Below are 14,462 nucleotides of genomic sequence, written 5' to 3'. Positions count from 1 at the left end.
ATGCTATTTCCCGCTATCGTCATAGACTGAATCCATATCCAGCTGAATTAAAATGGCTTTTCTGAGTAAGGCTTTTTCTTTGTTGGCGTTGTTTTGTAAACTAATGATGTTGTTTTCCAACCTGACTAATCGCTCTTCCAGCGAACCCGGCTCGGCGTCCATATGACGAACGGTGGCAGTGAACGATGATGAAACGTTATCATCACGATCTTCAAGCAACATCTCTTCCTTCACTTCCGAAATGACTTTTTCGACCGCGCCACTATCAAGTACGCTCAACTCTTCCAAATAACCAAACAATAACAGCCGATCGCAAATAGAGTTGATTCGACGCGGAATGCCGGCGGAAAACTCATGAATATCCGCAAACACACCATGATGAAATTCGGGCTTACCTTGCCAGCCGGCCGTCTGTAAACGGAACAAAATATAATCTTTGGTTTCTTCTACATCCAAAGGGTCCAGATGATAGGTCGACACAATTCGCTGCTTCAGTTGTTCCATATCCGCTGCATAAATCGTACGCTTTAACTCCGGCTGCCCGATCAAAAACACTTGAAAAACCGGAGCACCATTGACGTCAAGATTTGTCAGCATGCGCAACTCTTCCAACGATTGCTTGGGTAGGTTTTGCGCTTCATCCACAATTAACAATAATCTCCGCCCTTCCCTGGCTTTCTCGACAATGAATTTTTCGAAACTCGTCAACAAACTGGCTTTATCATTATGTAGATACTGAAAACCAAAAGTTGACGCCACCAAACGCAAGGTATCCTCGGGACCTACTTGCGATGTCACCATCACACCTATCAACAGTTTGTCTTTATTCAAATTTTGAATAAGACTTTTGACCAGCATGGTTTTACCGGTACCGGGCGATCCTGTAACCAATACAAAGCCTTCGCCTTGGGTCAAACCATATTGCATATAGGCCAAGGCCCGTTTATGCACTGAACTTTGAAAAAAGAAATCCGGATCGGCGCTTAATTGAAACGGCTTTTGGCTGAGGTTATAAAATCCGTCGTACATAGATATGGGGTTATAGATTAAAAACGAACAGCGAAATTGGCTGTAGCCCGGTTTTCAGTGTAACCATTAGCATCAGAGACTTGATCAATGTGACGGAATTCTAAACTAGTATTCATCAGTAATGGCCGGCCTAAATTAATAGGCACTGAACGAGTCAAGCCCAAAGCCACATCGTACCTATCATAACCGGATCCCGAAGTATTTGAGACACTATTAGTCGACCCAGTAATATCCGAGGATTGCCAGGTAGGCCGCAAAAAGAAATTGAGACGTGGTGCAAATTGCCATTGCCAACCGGCCGAGGCCCCATATACATTATCCTCTTGGGAGCTCAATTCATAAGTCCGGCGCGTATTATAGACAGCCGCATTATAGGAACTTTTACCGCTTTGATAGTTGAATGTTAGCCTAGCTTGTTTACTGATAATGACATCATCAACCGGATTCGGTGAATTAATAATAAACTGTTGAGGCTGTTGAGTGACGGGATCGATTACGGTATTACCAAAAGAATCGGTCAAATAAAAAATGGATTGTTCCGCCAACTCCTGCTGCACCGTTGTCGTTTCCTGACTGTAATTAAAACCAATACGCGCTTGCTGAACTCGATAATTCAGATTCGCATCCCAAGAACTGCCGGTATTCAATCCGACATCTTTGTTACGATAAGTAATCGTAGAAGTTAAATTGGCGGATGGGCTGTAATGCAGGGTTACATGCTTATTATTACCATAACCTGCCTCGATCGAGTAAAACCGACTTGGGCTCCACTGCCCGCCCACGGTATAAAAAAAGCCATTTTTAATATTATCATTAGTGGTCTGATAGTCGTTATTCTCATAGCCGCCCTGGACAAAGACGTTATATTTTCGATTGTAAAAATAACGCGCTTCGCCCTGATACTGCTCAAATAAGACATCATCGCCAGTGGTTCTGCTTTGATCCTGAGACGAATAATTCACGTTCCACTTGACTTTATTGAATTTACTCCCACTGGCTAGTCGAGCCTGTTTTGTAATAGTTTCGGAATCAGATATAAAGATAGAACTACTCGTTGTATCTTGAGAGTTTCCAGAATTATTGGCATTATCAAAAGTCGAGTGTTGATACCCAATCTTTAAAAGCCCACTGGCATATTGGCCAAAATGTGGTGTCCAATAAGGCGATATATTAAAATTTCTATTTTCAATTGATCCACTATTGCCGGTGAGATTATCCGTCGCTATAACAGAGTTATTAACATTTTGCTGACTGATTGAACTACTGCTTTCCAAAAACAGCGTATTACGAACAGCTTGATAGAGTGACTTCATCTGCAATTGATGATTGACATCTATAGCGTCACGCCCGCCCGCGTTGTAAAGGCTTTGCAGTCGATAATTCAGGTTAAAATTGCTCCAAGGGGATGATCCGTATAACGACACTCCAGGAGCCACTTCAGTAACAAATCCACTTTTTTTTGCATTATCCGATAAGGCAAGATTATCGGAAAACATTTCAGTCATCGATAGACTCGGCCTCATTCGCCAATCGAAGGCTAAGGCCTTGCTTGGCACGCACACACCATAAAAAAGCGTAATCACAAGCGATTCTAATAGAATCGCGTGTAAAACCTTACTTTCCTTATGCGTGCCCATACTTTCCATAACTGTAACTATGCCCGTACAGATCCATTTCTTTTCTGGTCTTGTTCAAAAGCGTCATCACCACATCGCAATTACTTAATTTAGCGATTGATTCATTGACCACGTTTTGTGGGGTTTCCTCCGCCGCAATAACCAACACCACTTGACCAACTAACTCAGCCAAAATTTGCGCTTGAGTGGCAACAAGCAACGGTGGGGAGTCGAAGATTACAATCCTATCCTTATAACGACGGCTAACCTCTTCCGCGAATAGATACATTCTCTGACTGGACAATAATTCCGTAGAATATTTATGGCGTTTCCCCGCGGGTATTACACTTAAATTCGGCAGATCCGTTTTTAGTAAAATATCAGAGAATGTAACCTTGTCATTTTCCAAATATTCAATCAATCCCGGCGACTGCTTGATACCTAGCTGCTTGGATATACTAGGTTTCTCCACATCGGCATCGATCAAAAGAACACTTTTATCCATTTCATTAGCGATGCTTAGAGCTAAATTAATCGATATAAAAGTCTTTCCTTCTCCCGGCAGGCTACTGCAGATTAAAATCAAGTTAGGGCGAGAAATACCATTGACATCGACACCTTGAATATTATTCACCAATGGCCGTTTTATAACCCTAAACTCTTCCGCCAATTGCGATTTAGCATCGTTATGGTCGATAAATCCTTCGGCAGCCAGAATTTCCCAGTTGATGGAAACCAGATTATCCGGCCCCTTTTGGACCTCAGTGTGGGCGAGCATAGGTTCCGACTGTTTATTTTCAATAGCCGGATCTAGCTCAGGATGAGGTATTGCCACATCTTCAATGTTTCTATTATCAATCAAGCCTTGTTTATTGGCTTTTTTTAAAGCGTTCTCAATAATGCTCATAAAATCCACCTAACGCTATTTGAATATTTCAAATAACATAATTCCAATATAACCTGCCAATAAAAACATGATTGATAGCAGTAATAGCCAATCAAAACCTTTACCCTTAGAAATACCTTGGTTAGTAAGTGAAACACTGCCCAAAGATGGCAAACCTGTTACCACCCTAACCTGCCGAGGAGACATATAAACCGGACGAATGAAATAAATCAGGAATGCAACTCCAAACCCGACAACGAGTCCACCAGCCAAAATCATGGAGTAAAAAAGCTTTCGATTAGGTGAGGAAGGCTTATTAGGCCTAGTTGGAGGATCTGCAATCTTAAATTTAAGCCGAGAGGTTTGGTCGTCCACACGTTCGGTTATATGAGCCTGCTCGCGCCGCTCTAGGAGTTCGGAATATTTTCCATTAATCGTTTCATAATCCCGATTTAAATTTTTCATCTCCGTTTCGATGGCCAATCTTTCGTTCAAGCCTTGCTCAATTTCCTTTATTCTGGCTTTTATTGAGTTGATCAGAGCTTCATTTGAAGCAACCTCTGCTTGAGCATTATCAAATCCCATTTTTAAAGCCTGGACATAGGGATTTGCTAATTTTTTAGCCCCAATAGGTTCGGCCTTTGAATCATCCAGCAATATCTCGTTTTCCTGCTGAGCATTCTTTTCTTGCTGGATATTTTTTTCCTGCTCATTCTGCTTCCGTATCGATTCAATCAACTTATCAATAGCCAAAACTTCGGGATGTTTTTCAGTATATTTTATTAATAGTTCTGTTTTTCTATCGTTCAATGCGGTTATTTTTGCATCTTCCTGTACCACATTTTCCGTGATAGTGGATAATCCCCAATCTTCATCGGAATCTTGAACCTCCTCTATTTGCTCGCCGAGTACATTTTTTCTGGCTATGGCTTGTTCCAGAGCTGTCGAAGCGGTGTTTAATTGTTCCTTTAACTGATTCAAAACACCAAGCTGACCTGATTCGCCGCCGATAAGATCCAAATTTGCCCGCTTAAAATCTTCTTTTGCCTTTTCGGCTTCTTGTAACCTTATTTCATAATCACGCAGTTGTTGCTCGATGAATCGTTGCGCATCACTTGCATCAGCCAAAGCCTTACCTTGCGCCTGTTCTGAAAAAACCGTCAACACTGCTTGAACTACACTTTTAGCTGTTTCTGGATCAGCGGAAGAATAACTAATGTCGAATATATCTCTATCCTTGGCCCCAGAAATTTTTATGTCTTTTTTTAACGCTTCAATGAAGTCACCACTAATGACAGCCCCAGTCTTTACTGGCTTTAATTGCGATAACTCAATAATTTTCTCTAAGTTAGGCCTAGTAAACATCAGTTGCTGGATGATTCTAATCAATGCCGAGACATCCGGATCTATAACCATACCTCTCATCAATGGCCTTATTATTGTCGATGAATCGATATGCACCTTCGCTTTGGATTCAAATTTATCGGGCATTATAAAGACAAAGGTCCAACTACAAATACAAACCAGCAATGCAAACATCACGGCTATGCGCTTGTATTTAAGCGTACCTTTTAAATAAAAATATACTTCAGTAAGTTCTTGTTGCATTTTTAGGCACTAAAACTTCTTTTAAAAATAAGCATCTGGAATAATCAAGATATCGCCGGGCATCATCAGCACGTTTGCGGACAAATCCGCATCATCTATTAAATCATCAATGCGCACCCGATATGACTTTAAATCTCCATCGACATCACGAATAACACTAGCCCTGTTACCATCGGCATATTGATTCAATCCGATTTGAATCACCACATCCAGCAAGGTCATTCCTCTTTCATACGGTATGGACTTTCCTTGATAGCGACCTATGCCACCGCCGCCGCTACCACCGCCGCTACCACCACCGCCGCTACCTCCGCCACCACCACCGCCAATTCGACCAATAATGCGAATTTGCTGATCTCTAACGCCTTTAAACCCAGAGACCATCACAACAACCTGTGGACTCTTCACATAGACTGATAAAACTTTTTCGATATCCCTAGCCAATTGAAATGGTGTCTTACCACTGGCCAACAATTCCTCGACAAGGGGTACAGTTATTTTGCCATCCGGACGCACTGCCGCCGAGGTGGATAACTCAGGGTTGCCCCAAACAAAAATATTGACATTATCGCCAGGCCCAATTCGATAGGTGTAATCAGAAGCTTGCCGCACATCCTCTAATAACGGCTGCGAACAACCGCTAAAACCAATCAACAAAACAACCATCAGCCCGATACGATGCCACACGGCATTAATCCCCATGATAACCATACTCACAAATTCCTAGTCTACAAAATTCGAATAACCCTACTATCAAAAACCAACTAATGCTCAAGCTCGCTCAGCATTTTTTTTGCCTCATCTCTTCCCGCGAATGCTTTCTGTTGCTTCTCCGACAGGGCTATTGCTTGTTTTAATTCAACTATTGCGGTCGCCTTATTACCACTTTTGAAATGGGCCACGCCTAAATGATAGCGAAGCTCTGGCATTTTTGGCTCTTTTACAACCAGCGATTCCAAAACCGCCAAACCTTCCTTACTTTTTCCATTCTTCACCAATCCCCAAGCATAAGTATCCTGAAAATAGGTATTATCCATATCCTTAAATCTTTCCGCCATTTCCAAGCCTTTTAAAACATCTTCACTGCTGTTGGATTCTATCAGCAAGGCAGCTAAATTGTTGATTGCCAAGTTGGTATCAGGATTCATAGCTATTAATCGCTCGTAAATTTTACGAGCTTCGCTTTTATTTCCGGTTTGCTCATACAACCCGGCTAAAGCCATGGAGAGTTGCGGATCGTCCGGATTTACCTGTAGACCTTTGACATAGACCTCTCTAGCATTATCGATACCTTTCCCCAGCACCGCTTCAACTTTAGCTAATGCCAAATACAATGGTACAGACTTGTCTGGCGACATTTTTATCTGATTGAGGAGCAATTGCTTGGCTTTTTCATAATCCTTATTTGCCATATAAATATCGCTTAAAACACCCACAACGACTAGGTTATCTTTGTGTTTAGCTTGATGAGCCTCAAGAAAACTCAGAGCCTTATCGCGTTGTTTTAATGCCTCGTAGGATCTAACCAGATTGGCCATTGAATTTAAGTGTTCTGGAAATTCAACAAGTAATTTTTCGTACAGTTTTATTGCATCCGCATACTGCCCTTTGCCTTGCAATATATTTGCTTGCAAATAAAAAGGCACTGCCTTATTTTTCGAGAATAGTGCTAGTCGCTGAACTGTCTCTTGGGCATCATCCCATTTTTTTTCCAAAATATCTAATTCGGCTTTGTTAGTTAAAAACAACGCCTGATTCGGTTTACTTTTTAAAGCCTTATCCAAATACTGCCTGGCAGTTTCTTTCTGATTAGCTTGTAAATAGCCACCATAAATTGGAGAAAATGCCTGAATATTAGCAGGATTTATTTCCAAAGCCTGCTTAAAATTTTTATCAGCTTGTTTTTGATCTTTCTTAAGAACATAAGCTTGCCCTAACAGCATAAAAGCATTATCGGAGTCGTTTTTGGTCCAAACTGTTTTATTTAATAATTCAATAGCTTGATCAGGATTATTTTGTGCCAGAAGCAATCGAGCCTTAAGTAAACTAGCCTCGACAAAGTCGGAATTAACTGCCAAAACTTCAGCGATCGACTTTTCAACCTTTTCATATTCCTTCTTATTTAAAGCAATCTCCGCAAGTATTGTTTTGGCTGTTAATCCTGTATTACTATTGCCTTCCATCTCAGCAACTTGCATCAATCCACCGGATGCAGCATCGATATAGCCCGAAGCCAACATCCACTTAGACAATTCCAATATGGCTGTCGAATTTTTTCCAGACTTTGCCAACATGGACTTAAACTCGCCTTCAACTCGATCTTTAACTTTCGCGTTTAAGAATTCAAGTAATACAATTTTCGGCTCTACTTTATCTTGATTTTTATCCAACATCTCACGCAATAAAGCTTCCGCCAACTCTAACTTATCCGTCATGGAATAAATGGATGCCAAACTCAATTTAAAATTTTCAGCATCGGGATAAATTCTTACCAACTCTTTATAATCATCAATAATTGCTTCAATGTTATTGCGTTTTGCATTAATCTTGATTTTGAAAAGCCTAAGTGGCAAGTTTTTTGTGTCTTTTATTAAAGCGGAGTTGACTAAATCCAATGCTTTATCAAGCTGATTGTCTTCAAAAAATATTGCAGCTTTCAATGACAACGCATCAATGTTTTCTAAATTTGCGGCTATTACTGTGTCAACGATTTCTGTTGCCTGGTCTTTTTTACCTTGCCTAATATAAACCGAAGCTTTTAAAAGCTTTGAGTCTGCATCTTCGGGCCTTGCCGACAATACAAAATTCGCCTGTTCCAAGGCTTTATCCAAATCACCAAAAAGCAGATGCACTTTACCTAATTTCTGCCTTGCCTCCAGATTATTTGGATCAAGCTCTACTGTTTTAAACAGATTTTCCCGCATCGACTTAAAGTTGTTATTTTTCTCATCCAACAAGGCCATGTAATAGTAGGTATCTGAGCGTTGATCACCACTCTGGCTAGATGTTTTTAATTCTAGTATAGCCTTATCATATTCACCTTTTTCAAAGAATTCCTTCCCCTTTTGCAAATGGTTGTCAGCCATTTCTTCAGGCGAATTACAAGCCGTCAAAACCAATGCATTAACCACTAAATACGGTAAAAATGATTTATATTTCCTAAATTTACCAATTAACATTAATTACTCCAAAAATAATTCTTAACCGAATACAAGGCAAACCGGCTTATTTTCCTAAAAAATGAAAAACAACATTAACCATCAATATTATGCTTGATCCACTGATATAGCATCAACAAATCCTTATGCATATTCGCTAACGCCGACTGTGTTGTTATAAAATAAGGAGCCCTTATTCCATGATAATCAATGTCTTTTCCAACCCGCTGAAAATCAATACCTGACCGGTGCATCAATCGCGGTAAAAACGGTTCCATCATTGCAAACACATTGGTGCGCCCATCCATTTCCGTCAGAGCAGTAGCGGCAAGAAAACATGCCACCGCAATCAATGAGAAAGTTCTTTGCTCCTGAGCTGAAAAATGCAGTCCGCTGATTTCACCAAACCGAGTTAAACTTTCGCCGGTACGACGCCTAAAAGCACCATCCACGGCTAATCGGGAAATCTCGCATACCGTCTTACGATCCAAGGCCCAACTATCGATACAATTTTGATCAAGGCTTGAATCACAATATTTCTCTAGGGGTAATGGCACTCGTCCCCGATCTCCCAAGGCAGGTACCAATCGCACACAGCCCGCCGGCATTCCTGACTGACGATGAACAATCAGACAATGGCGTGAATCCTTATCATATTCATCGGTTTCTAAATGATCGGGAAACAAATCAACTGCTTCGTATTTAAATTCTTCACAATAGACTCGATACCTAATCCCAAAAACCTGTTCCTTTTGCGCTTCGGATTTGGCTAACTCCACTTTGAAATATCGCTCAAAGTTCTCAACCAGAGAAAAATTTGACTCTTCAATCATACCCCCCTCCTGTTCGATGACATTGAAAATCAAAGATATTTATCAATGTCATGCGCCTTGAGTCCCCAGGCCAAAAGCTTCTCAATTCGATCATTTGCCAATTCCAAACGTAAAACCATCACTTGAAACATCGCCTTTAAGAACAGGTAACCTTGTACCGGATGATCATCCAGATAAATGCTTAACATATCACTGCGAATCTCCAAGATGCAGACATCCGTCAAGGCCACTACGGAGGCGGTCCTTCTATGAGAACCGTAAAGACAAATATCGCCGAAGACGGATCCCGCGTTCATATCACATAAACCAGGATTAATCTTTTTATTACCCTCAATCTCCGCCCCCCCCAGAACTCTTACTTGCCCTTCTTCAACAAAAAACAAAGTACTGCCTAACTCTCCTTTTTCGATGATCTTTTCTCCCGCATGGTACCAGCATCGCTTCCAAGCCGAACCTTCGGCAAACTGAGGTTCACTTAAAATCTCGTTGAGTATTTGTTCCATACCTGCCTATCTATTACTCAAGCAAATCACCGTTACGGATAAAACTTGCAGCTATAATAGCCAATAAGATAGCTATTTATCCTCGTCCAAAGGTCTTACGAAATAATCAAATCATGGAAAGTTTTATTTTTCTCAGTTATCTGACCAGTACTATAGCCTACACGTCACTCTTCCTGTTTGCCATCATCAGAAAAAAACGCTACTGGTTATTTATCCTATCGGCATTGCTTTCCGCATTCTGGAGCGGTGCCATCGTCCGCACCACCCAGGATAGTCAGTTTTTTCTGGCGGACACACTGATTTTTGAGACATTGCGGAACGTTTCCTGGTTTTTCCTGCTCGCGGCTTTATTGTCGAGACAAAAATACGGCAACGATTATCAGTACATCCGCTCCAGACTTGCGCTCCCGATAGGCCTATTTGTGTCATTTGCAGCAAGTATAGAGGCTTTTCCCAATTTTCTGGACTTTATTCACCCATGGATACAGGCCGATCCACGTTTTTTTGCTCACGTGGTATCAGCTGTTCTGGGACTGATCCTTATCGAACAGTTATATCGAAATACCCCATTGAACCAGCGTTGGAATTTGAAGTTCATCTGCTTGGGGCTTGCCGCGCTTTTTGTAGCGGACCTGTTTACCTACAGCAAATCCCTGCTTTACAAACACTTAGATATTGCATCATGGCAATCACGCGGCATCATCAACGCATTATTGGTGCCATTTCTGGCAATCGCTCTTCCCCGCCTAGATGACGTCAATCAAAACTTGGAACAAACAAGTCCACGTAAAACAGTTTTTTACACCACTATATTATTTGGTTGTGGCGTTTATTTGATTCTGATGTCCGCGGCAGGGTACTACTTGAAGCATGCAAATGCGGAATGGGGCGAAACCGTTCAAACGGTATTTATTTTTCTCGCCATCCTGTTGCTGGCTGTATCATTTACATCCGGCAAAATTAGAGCATTAGCCAAAGTCTATTTTGGCAAACATTTTTTTCATTACAGTTATGATTATCGCGAAGAGTGGCTAAAAATCAGCAAAGCATTAGCCAAACTCGAATCACTGGAAGAGTTAAAAAATTTTATCATCACCACACTGATGAGCCTAGTGGAAAGTAGCGGTGGCGGACTTTGGCTAAAAAACGAACAAGGCCAATTTGTTTTAGCCGCGGAACAAAATTTGCGTCTGACCCCTCAAGAACTCGACCATCTTAAAAACGGTAAACACCTACCTGAATATTTGGCAAACAAGCAATGGGTTATCGATTTCTTCGAATTGGCACACGCGCCGGAAGTCTATGAAGATATTGACTTATCCCCCTGGTGTTATGAAGACAGCCAAGTCTGGTTGATCGTTCCACTGTTTCACCTTAATCACCTCGAAGCCTTTGCCGTCCTGACTCAACCCAGAGTGCCCAGAAAACTTAACTGGGAGGATCACGATCTATTAAAAACGGTCGGCATGCAATTGGCTAACGCCATTGCCCTCAATAAAGCCAGCGAAGCCCTAGCCAGTAACCGACAATTTGAAGCCTACCATCGCCTTTCCGCCTATCTGGTGCATGATTTAAAAAACATCACGGCTCAAATTTCCTTAATTGTCAAAAACGCCGACAAACACAAGCACAATCCCGATTTCTTCGATGACACAATTGATACACTCAATAACGTATTTCACAAAATGCAACATATTGTGGAACAATTAAGACAGGGCAATGCCCCTCCCTCTTCCGACTCCCAGATCAATTTGGTCGATGTTATTCTAAAAATTAAACGCCATCATATTGGCTCGCCGCCACTACAATTTGAAACCACCCTAGAAAACTGCATAATCCGCGCAAACCTGACAAAATTAAATAGCATCATCACCAACCTGATACAAAACGCGCAGGAAGCCACCCAAAAACCGGGCGGCTGGGTCAAACTTGTTTTGAGTACAGATCAAGATTATGCGGTGATTGACATCATGGATAACGGCGTAGGCATGGACCAACAATTCATCGCGGAAAGATTATTTAAACCGTTCGATACTACCAAGGGAAATGCCGGAATGGGAATTGGTGCCTATGAAGCTAGAGACTACATCCTGAAAAATGCCGGAAAAATGAATGTTAAGAGTCAGCCTGGAGAAGGCACCTCTTTTACTTTACATCTACCTTTAGCACACAATCAATAATGAGCCACTCCAACACTCTATTAGTCATCGAAGATGATCCGGGTCTGCAAAAACAACTCAAATGGAGTCTGGATCAATACGATATCGTCTTGGCAAGCAATCGAACTGAAGCGATTGCCGCATTAAGACGGTTCACGCCTAGCGTAGTAACATTAGATCTCGGCCTCCCGCCCGACCCGACCAACGCCAGCGAAGGTATTGCTACCCTTAAAGAAATTCTGGCATTAGCACCCCATACAAAAATCATAGTCGTGACTGGCAATGATGATCGCAGCAATGCGATTGAAGCGGTTGCGCTCGGTGCATACGACTTTTACCAAAAACCTATCGATCCGGACACCCTAAACTTAATTATTAGCCGTGCGTTTCATCTTGAAGCCCTAGAACAGGATTACCGCACGCTTCAACAGCAGCAGACATTTTCAACCGGATTGATTGCCACGAGCCCGCAAATGCTGACAGTGATGCGCATGGTTGAACGCATTGCGCCAACCCATTCGACAGTCCTGTTACTCGGCGAAAGCGGAACCGGTAAAGAAGTGCTGGCCAAAACCATCCATCGACAAAGCCAACGCAACCAACAACCCTTTGTTGCCGTTAACTGCGCGGCAATTCCGGAAACCTTATTGGAAAGCGAATTATTCGGTTACGAAAAGGGAGCCTTTACCGGAGCTGTTGTTCAAACCAAGGGCAAAATCGAATATGCTCAGGGCGGAACATTTTTCCTGGACGAAATCGGCGACCTGCCGTTTGCTCTCCAAGCAAAATTATTACGGTTTATACAAGAACGCGTCATCGAGCGGCTGGGGGGGCGTAAGGAAATCCCTGTCGACGTGCGTATTATTTGTGCCACACATTGCAACTTGCAAAACTTGATAGCGCAAAATCTGTTTAGGAGCGACTTATATTATCGCCTTAGTGAAATCACCCTGGAAATTCCGCCGCTACGCGATCGCGAGGGGGACATCTTGGCTATCGGCAACGCACTGTTGCAACGTTATTGCAAGGAACATAATTGCAAAGAAAAGCGTTTTTCCCGTGAAGCCGCACATGCGATTGAAAATTATGCTTGGCCCGGAAATATCAGAGAATTGGAAAACAAACTAAAGCGTGCTGTTATTCTCTCCGACAATACTCTAATTACAACAGAAGATTTGGAAATCAGCGATCAACTTGACAATTCAATGCCACTCAACCTGAAAGCCGTTCGGGATGCGGCGGAAGTCACCGCAATTAAACGTGCGCTTCATTTTACCGATTGTAACATCACTGAAGCATCGAGATTATTGGGCATCACCCGTCCGACATTGTACAGCCTACTCGAAAAACATGGCATTCAAGACATGATTCGAAATCACCTTGCTCAGGAATAAATCAACACAAAAGAAATTCCAGATAGACCATGACACCCGGACAAACTCGAGACCAGCCTGCTTTAAGTTTTTTTCTTTATAGCCACTTCCTCGGGCTCTTTTAAAGGAATGGGGTGATTGGGCTTAGGGTACCAAGAAAGGATTTGTTTAACATAGTCTTGAGTCTCGCGATAGGGCGGAATGCCATGATAGCGCTCAACGGCACCTTCGCCGGCGTTATAAGCGGCCAGCACCAAATCCACTTTGCCTTCAAAATGCCTAAGCAACCAATGTAAATAAGCGGTACCGCCTTTGATATTTTGAATCGGATCCCAGCTATCGGTCACACCAAATCGCTCAGCCGTTTCCGGGATCAGTTGCATCAACCCCTGAGCGTTTTTATTGGACACAGCCTTTACATTAAAAGCCGATTCGGCTCGAATAACCGCCATCACCAACTCAGGGTCAATCCCATAACGCGGGGCTATTTGGCTCACCCAGTTCGCTACGGCCTGCCTGTTAGGATTAGGATCGGCAACTAGTTTTAGCTCAGGCTCAAGCACGGGCCGTTTACATGCGGCATCATCGACAGGTACCACATCAGCATATCTGAGCAGCATTTTTTGAGCATGGCTATCGCCGCCCTCGGCAGCTTGTTTAAACCAACGCATTGCCAAGCCCAAATCGCGAGGCATGCCTCGCCCATTAAAGTACATAAAACCAATATTATAAGAAGACTCTATATCGCCCTTTAATGCCGCCTGGCAATACAACTGAAACGCCTGCTGATAATCTTGTTTAACGCCGTTACGCCCATGTTCATAAGTGGCGGCCACTTTACGAGCATCCTCTGGCGACTCAGGTTTTTGATCGGCCCAGGCGGCTCGAACAAAAACCGTCAGCAGCAATCCAATAATTAATTGTTTATTTCCGATCATAATTCCCCCTTCTTTTCACTGCCTCGCAAAGATTAAACCAGTCTATACCTTTTGCTCTTCAAATTTCGACGGATCAATCCTTTCCCTAGACAGCAAGAAGCATAACTTCAAAAACTAGCAATGCAAAGAATATTAAAAGTCTACGAATTGCAATATTGGAAATATTAAAAACCGAAACCAATGCAAAACACACTGAACAAAAGGACAGGGAGAAATCAATGTTTTGACAAGTTGCTAAGTACGCGCTTTAGCGCCATGCCACCTTCACGACTATACTAACAACACTTTATCAGTCGCTGCAAAAATCGGCTGCAGTTAAAAACCACGGGCATAAAAAAAGGACTTAGGCAAAACCTAAG

At 42.4% G+C, this 14,462-nt stretch carries 11 protein-coding genes; 2 read left to right on the top strand and 9 right to left on the bottom strand.

Annotation, left to right across the window (positions count from 1 at the left end; translation table 11 throughout):
• Positions 1-3 precede the first annotated feature (3 nt).
• The 8 genes from IVG45_RS21285 to IVG45_RS21250 all read right to left on the bottom strand — a co-directional run bounded on the left by IVG45_RS21285 (position 4) and on the right by IVG45_RS21250 (position 9,633).
• Positions 4-1,029 carry an XrtA/PEP-CTERM system-associated ATPase gene (locus IVG45_RS21285; RefSeq protein ID WP_196435748.1) on the bottom strand — a complete coding sequence of 342 codons (1,026 nt, stop codon included), beginning with the start codon at positions 1,027-1,029 and terminating at the stop codon, positions 4-6.
• 17 nt (positions 1,030-1,046) lie between these two features.
• Positions 1,047-2,534 carry a TIGR03016 family PEP-CTERM system-associated outer membrane protein gene (locus IVG45_RS21280; protein ID WP_230874682.1) on the bottom strand — a complete coding sequence of 496 codons (1,488 nt, stop codon included), beginning with the start codon at positions 2,532-2,534 and terminating at the stop codon, positions 1,047-1,049.
• A 118-nt stretch (positions 2,535-2,652) separates the two neighbouring features.
• Positions 2,653-3,552, bottom strand: a complete 900-nt coding sequence (locus tag IVG45_RS21275; protein WP_196435747.1) for an XrtA-associated tyrosine autokinase — start codon at positions 3,550-3,552, stop codon at positions 2,653-2,655.
• Between the two features lie 15 nt (positions 3,553-3,567).
• Positions 3,568-5,139, bottom strand: coding sequence for an XrtA system polysaccharide chain length determinant (locus tag IVG45_RS21270; RefSeq protein ID WP_196435746.1), 1,572 nt, complete (start codon positions 5,137-5,139; stop codon positions 3,568-3,570).
• A gap of 21 nt (positions 5,140-5,160) precedes the next feature.
• Positions 5,161-5,850, bottom strand: a complete 690-nt coding sequence (locus tag IVG45_RS21265) for a polysaccharide biosynthesis/export family protein (RefSeq protein ID WP_196435745.1) — start codon at positions 5,848-5,850, stop codon at positions 5,161-5,163.
• Positions 5,851-5,903: 53 nt separating this feature from the next.
• A complete protein-coding gene (locus IVG45_RS21260) occupies positions 5,904-8,318 on the bottom strand; it encodes a tetratricopeptide repeat protein (protein ID WP_196435744.1) in 2,415 nt (804 codons plus the stop codon).
• Between the two features lie 74 nt (positions 8,319-8,392).
• On the bottom strand, positions 8,393-9,130 hold the full coding sequence (locus IVG45_RS21255; protein WP_196435743.1) for a PEP-CTERM/exosortase system-associated acyltransferase: 738 nt from the start codon (positions 9,128-9,130) through the stop codon (positions 8,393-8,395).
• A gap of 29 nt (positions 9,131-9,159) precedes the next feature.
• Positions 9,160-9,633: a Crp/Fnr family transcriptional regulator gene (locus tag IVG45_RS21250; protein ID WP_196435742.1), complete on the bottom strand. Its 474-nt coding sequence runs from the start codon at positions 9,631-9,633 to the stop codon at positions 9,160-9,162.
• 113 nt (positions 9,634-9,746) lie between these two features.
• Here IVG45_RS21250 and prsK point away from each other — a divergent pair, with 113 nt between their 5' ends.
• Positions 9,747-11,813: an XrtA/PEP-CTERM system histidine kinase PrsK gene (gene prsK, locus IVG45_RS21245; RefSeq protein WP_196435741.1), complete on the top strand. Its 2,067-nt coding sequence runs from the start codon at positions 9,747-9,749 to the stop codon at positions 11,811-11,813.
• Positions 11,813-13,186 carry a PEP-CTERM-box response regulator transcription factor gene (gene prsR, locus IVG45_RS21240; RefSeq protein ID WP_196435740.1) on the top strand — a complete coding sequence of 458 codons (1,374 nt, stop codon included), beginning with the start codon at positions 11,813-11,815 and terminating at the stop codon, positions 13,184-13,186. The genes prsK and prsR overlap by 1 nt, the downstream gene beginning before the upstream one ends.
• 62 nt (positions 13,187-13,248) lie before the next feature.
• Here prsR and IVG45_RS21235 read toward each other — a convergent pair whose 3' ends face one another.
• Positions 13,249-14,103 carry a transglycosylase SLT domain-containing protein gene (locus tag IVG45_RS21235; protein ID WP_196435739.1) on the bottom strand — a complete coding sequence of 285 codons (855 nt, stop codon included), beginning with the start codon at positions 14,101-14,103 and terminating at the stop codon, positions 13,249-13,251.
• Positions 14,104-14,462 lie beyond the last annotated feature (359 nt).

It is taken from the genome of Methylomonas sp. LL1, assembly GCF_015711015.1.
Lineage (GTDB): Bacteria > Pseudomonadota > Gammaproteobacteria > Methylococcales > Methylomonadaceae > Methylomonas.
This window is presented reverse-complemented; position numbering and strand designations above follow the sequence as displayed.

What these genes read in the sequence shown, in the direction of transcription:
- IVG45_RS21280 (WP_230874682.1), bottom strand. Translation starts at nt 2,534, where the DNA reads ATGACTGAAATGTTTTCCGATAATCTTGCCTTATCGGATAATGCAAAA.
- IVG45_RS21255 (WP_196435743.1), bottom strand. Translation starts at nt 9,130, where the DNA reads ATGATTGAAGAGTCAAATTTTTCTCTGGTTGAGAACTTTGAGCGATAT.
- IVG45_RS21235 (WP_196435739.1), bottom strand. Translation starts at nt 14,103, where the DNA reads ATGATCGGAAATAAACAATTAATTATTGGATTGCTGCTGACGGTTTTT.
- prsR (WP_196435740.1), top strand. Translation starts at nt 11,813, where the DNA reads ATGAGCCACTCCAACACTCTATTAGTCATCGAAGATGATCCGGGTCTG.
- IVG45_RS21285 (WP_196435748.1), bottom strand. Translation starts at nt 1,029, where the DNA reads ATGTACGACGGATTTTATAACCTCAGCCAAAAGCCGTTTCAATTAAGC.
- IVG45_RS21250 (WP_196435742.1), bottom strand. Translation starts at nt 9,633, where the DNA reads ATGGAACAAATACTCAACGAGATTTTAAGTGAACCTCAGTTTGCCGAA.
- IVG45_RS21270 (WP_196435746.1), bottom strand. Translation starts at nt 5,139, where the DNA reads ATGCAACAAGAACTTACTGAAGTATATTTTTATTTAAAAGGTACGCTT.
- IVG45_RS21275 (WP_196435747.1), bottom strand. Translation starts at nt 3,552, where the DNA reads ATGAGCATTATTGAGAACGCTTTAAAAAAAGCCAATAAACAAGGCTTG.
- IVG45_RS21260 (WP_196435744.1), bottom strand. Translation starts at nt 8,318, where the DNA reads ATGTTAATTGGTAAATTTAGGAAATATAAATCATTTTTACCGTATTTA.
- IVG45_RS21265 (WP_196435745.1), bottom strand. Translation starts at nt 5,850, where the DNA reads ATGGTTATCATGGGGATTAATGCCGTGTGGCATCGTATCGGGCTGATG.
- prsK (WP_196435741.1), top strand. Translation starts at nt 9,747, where the DNA reads ATGGAAAGTTTTATTTTTCTCAGTTATCTGACCAGTACTATAGCCTAC.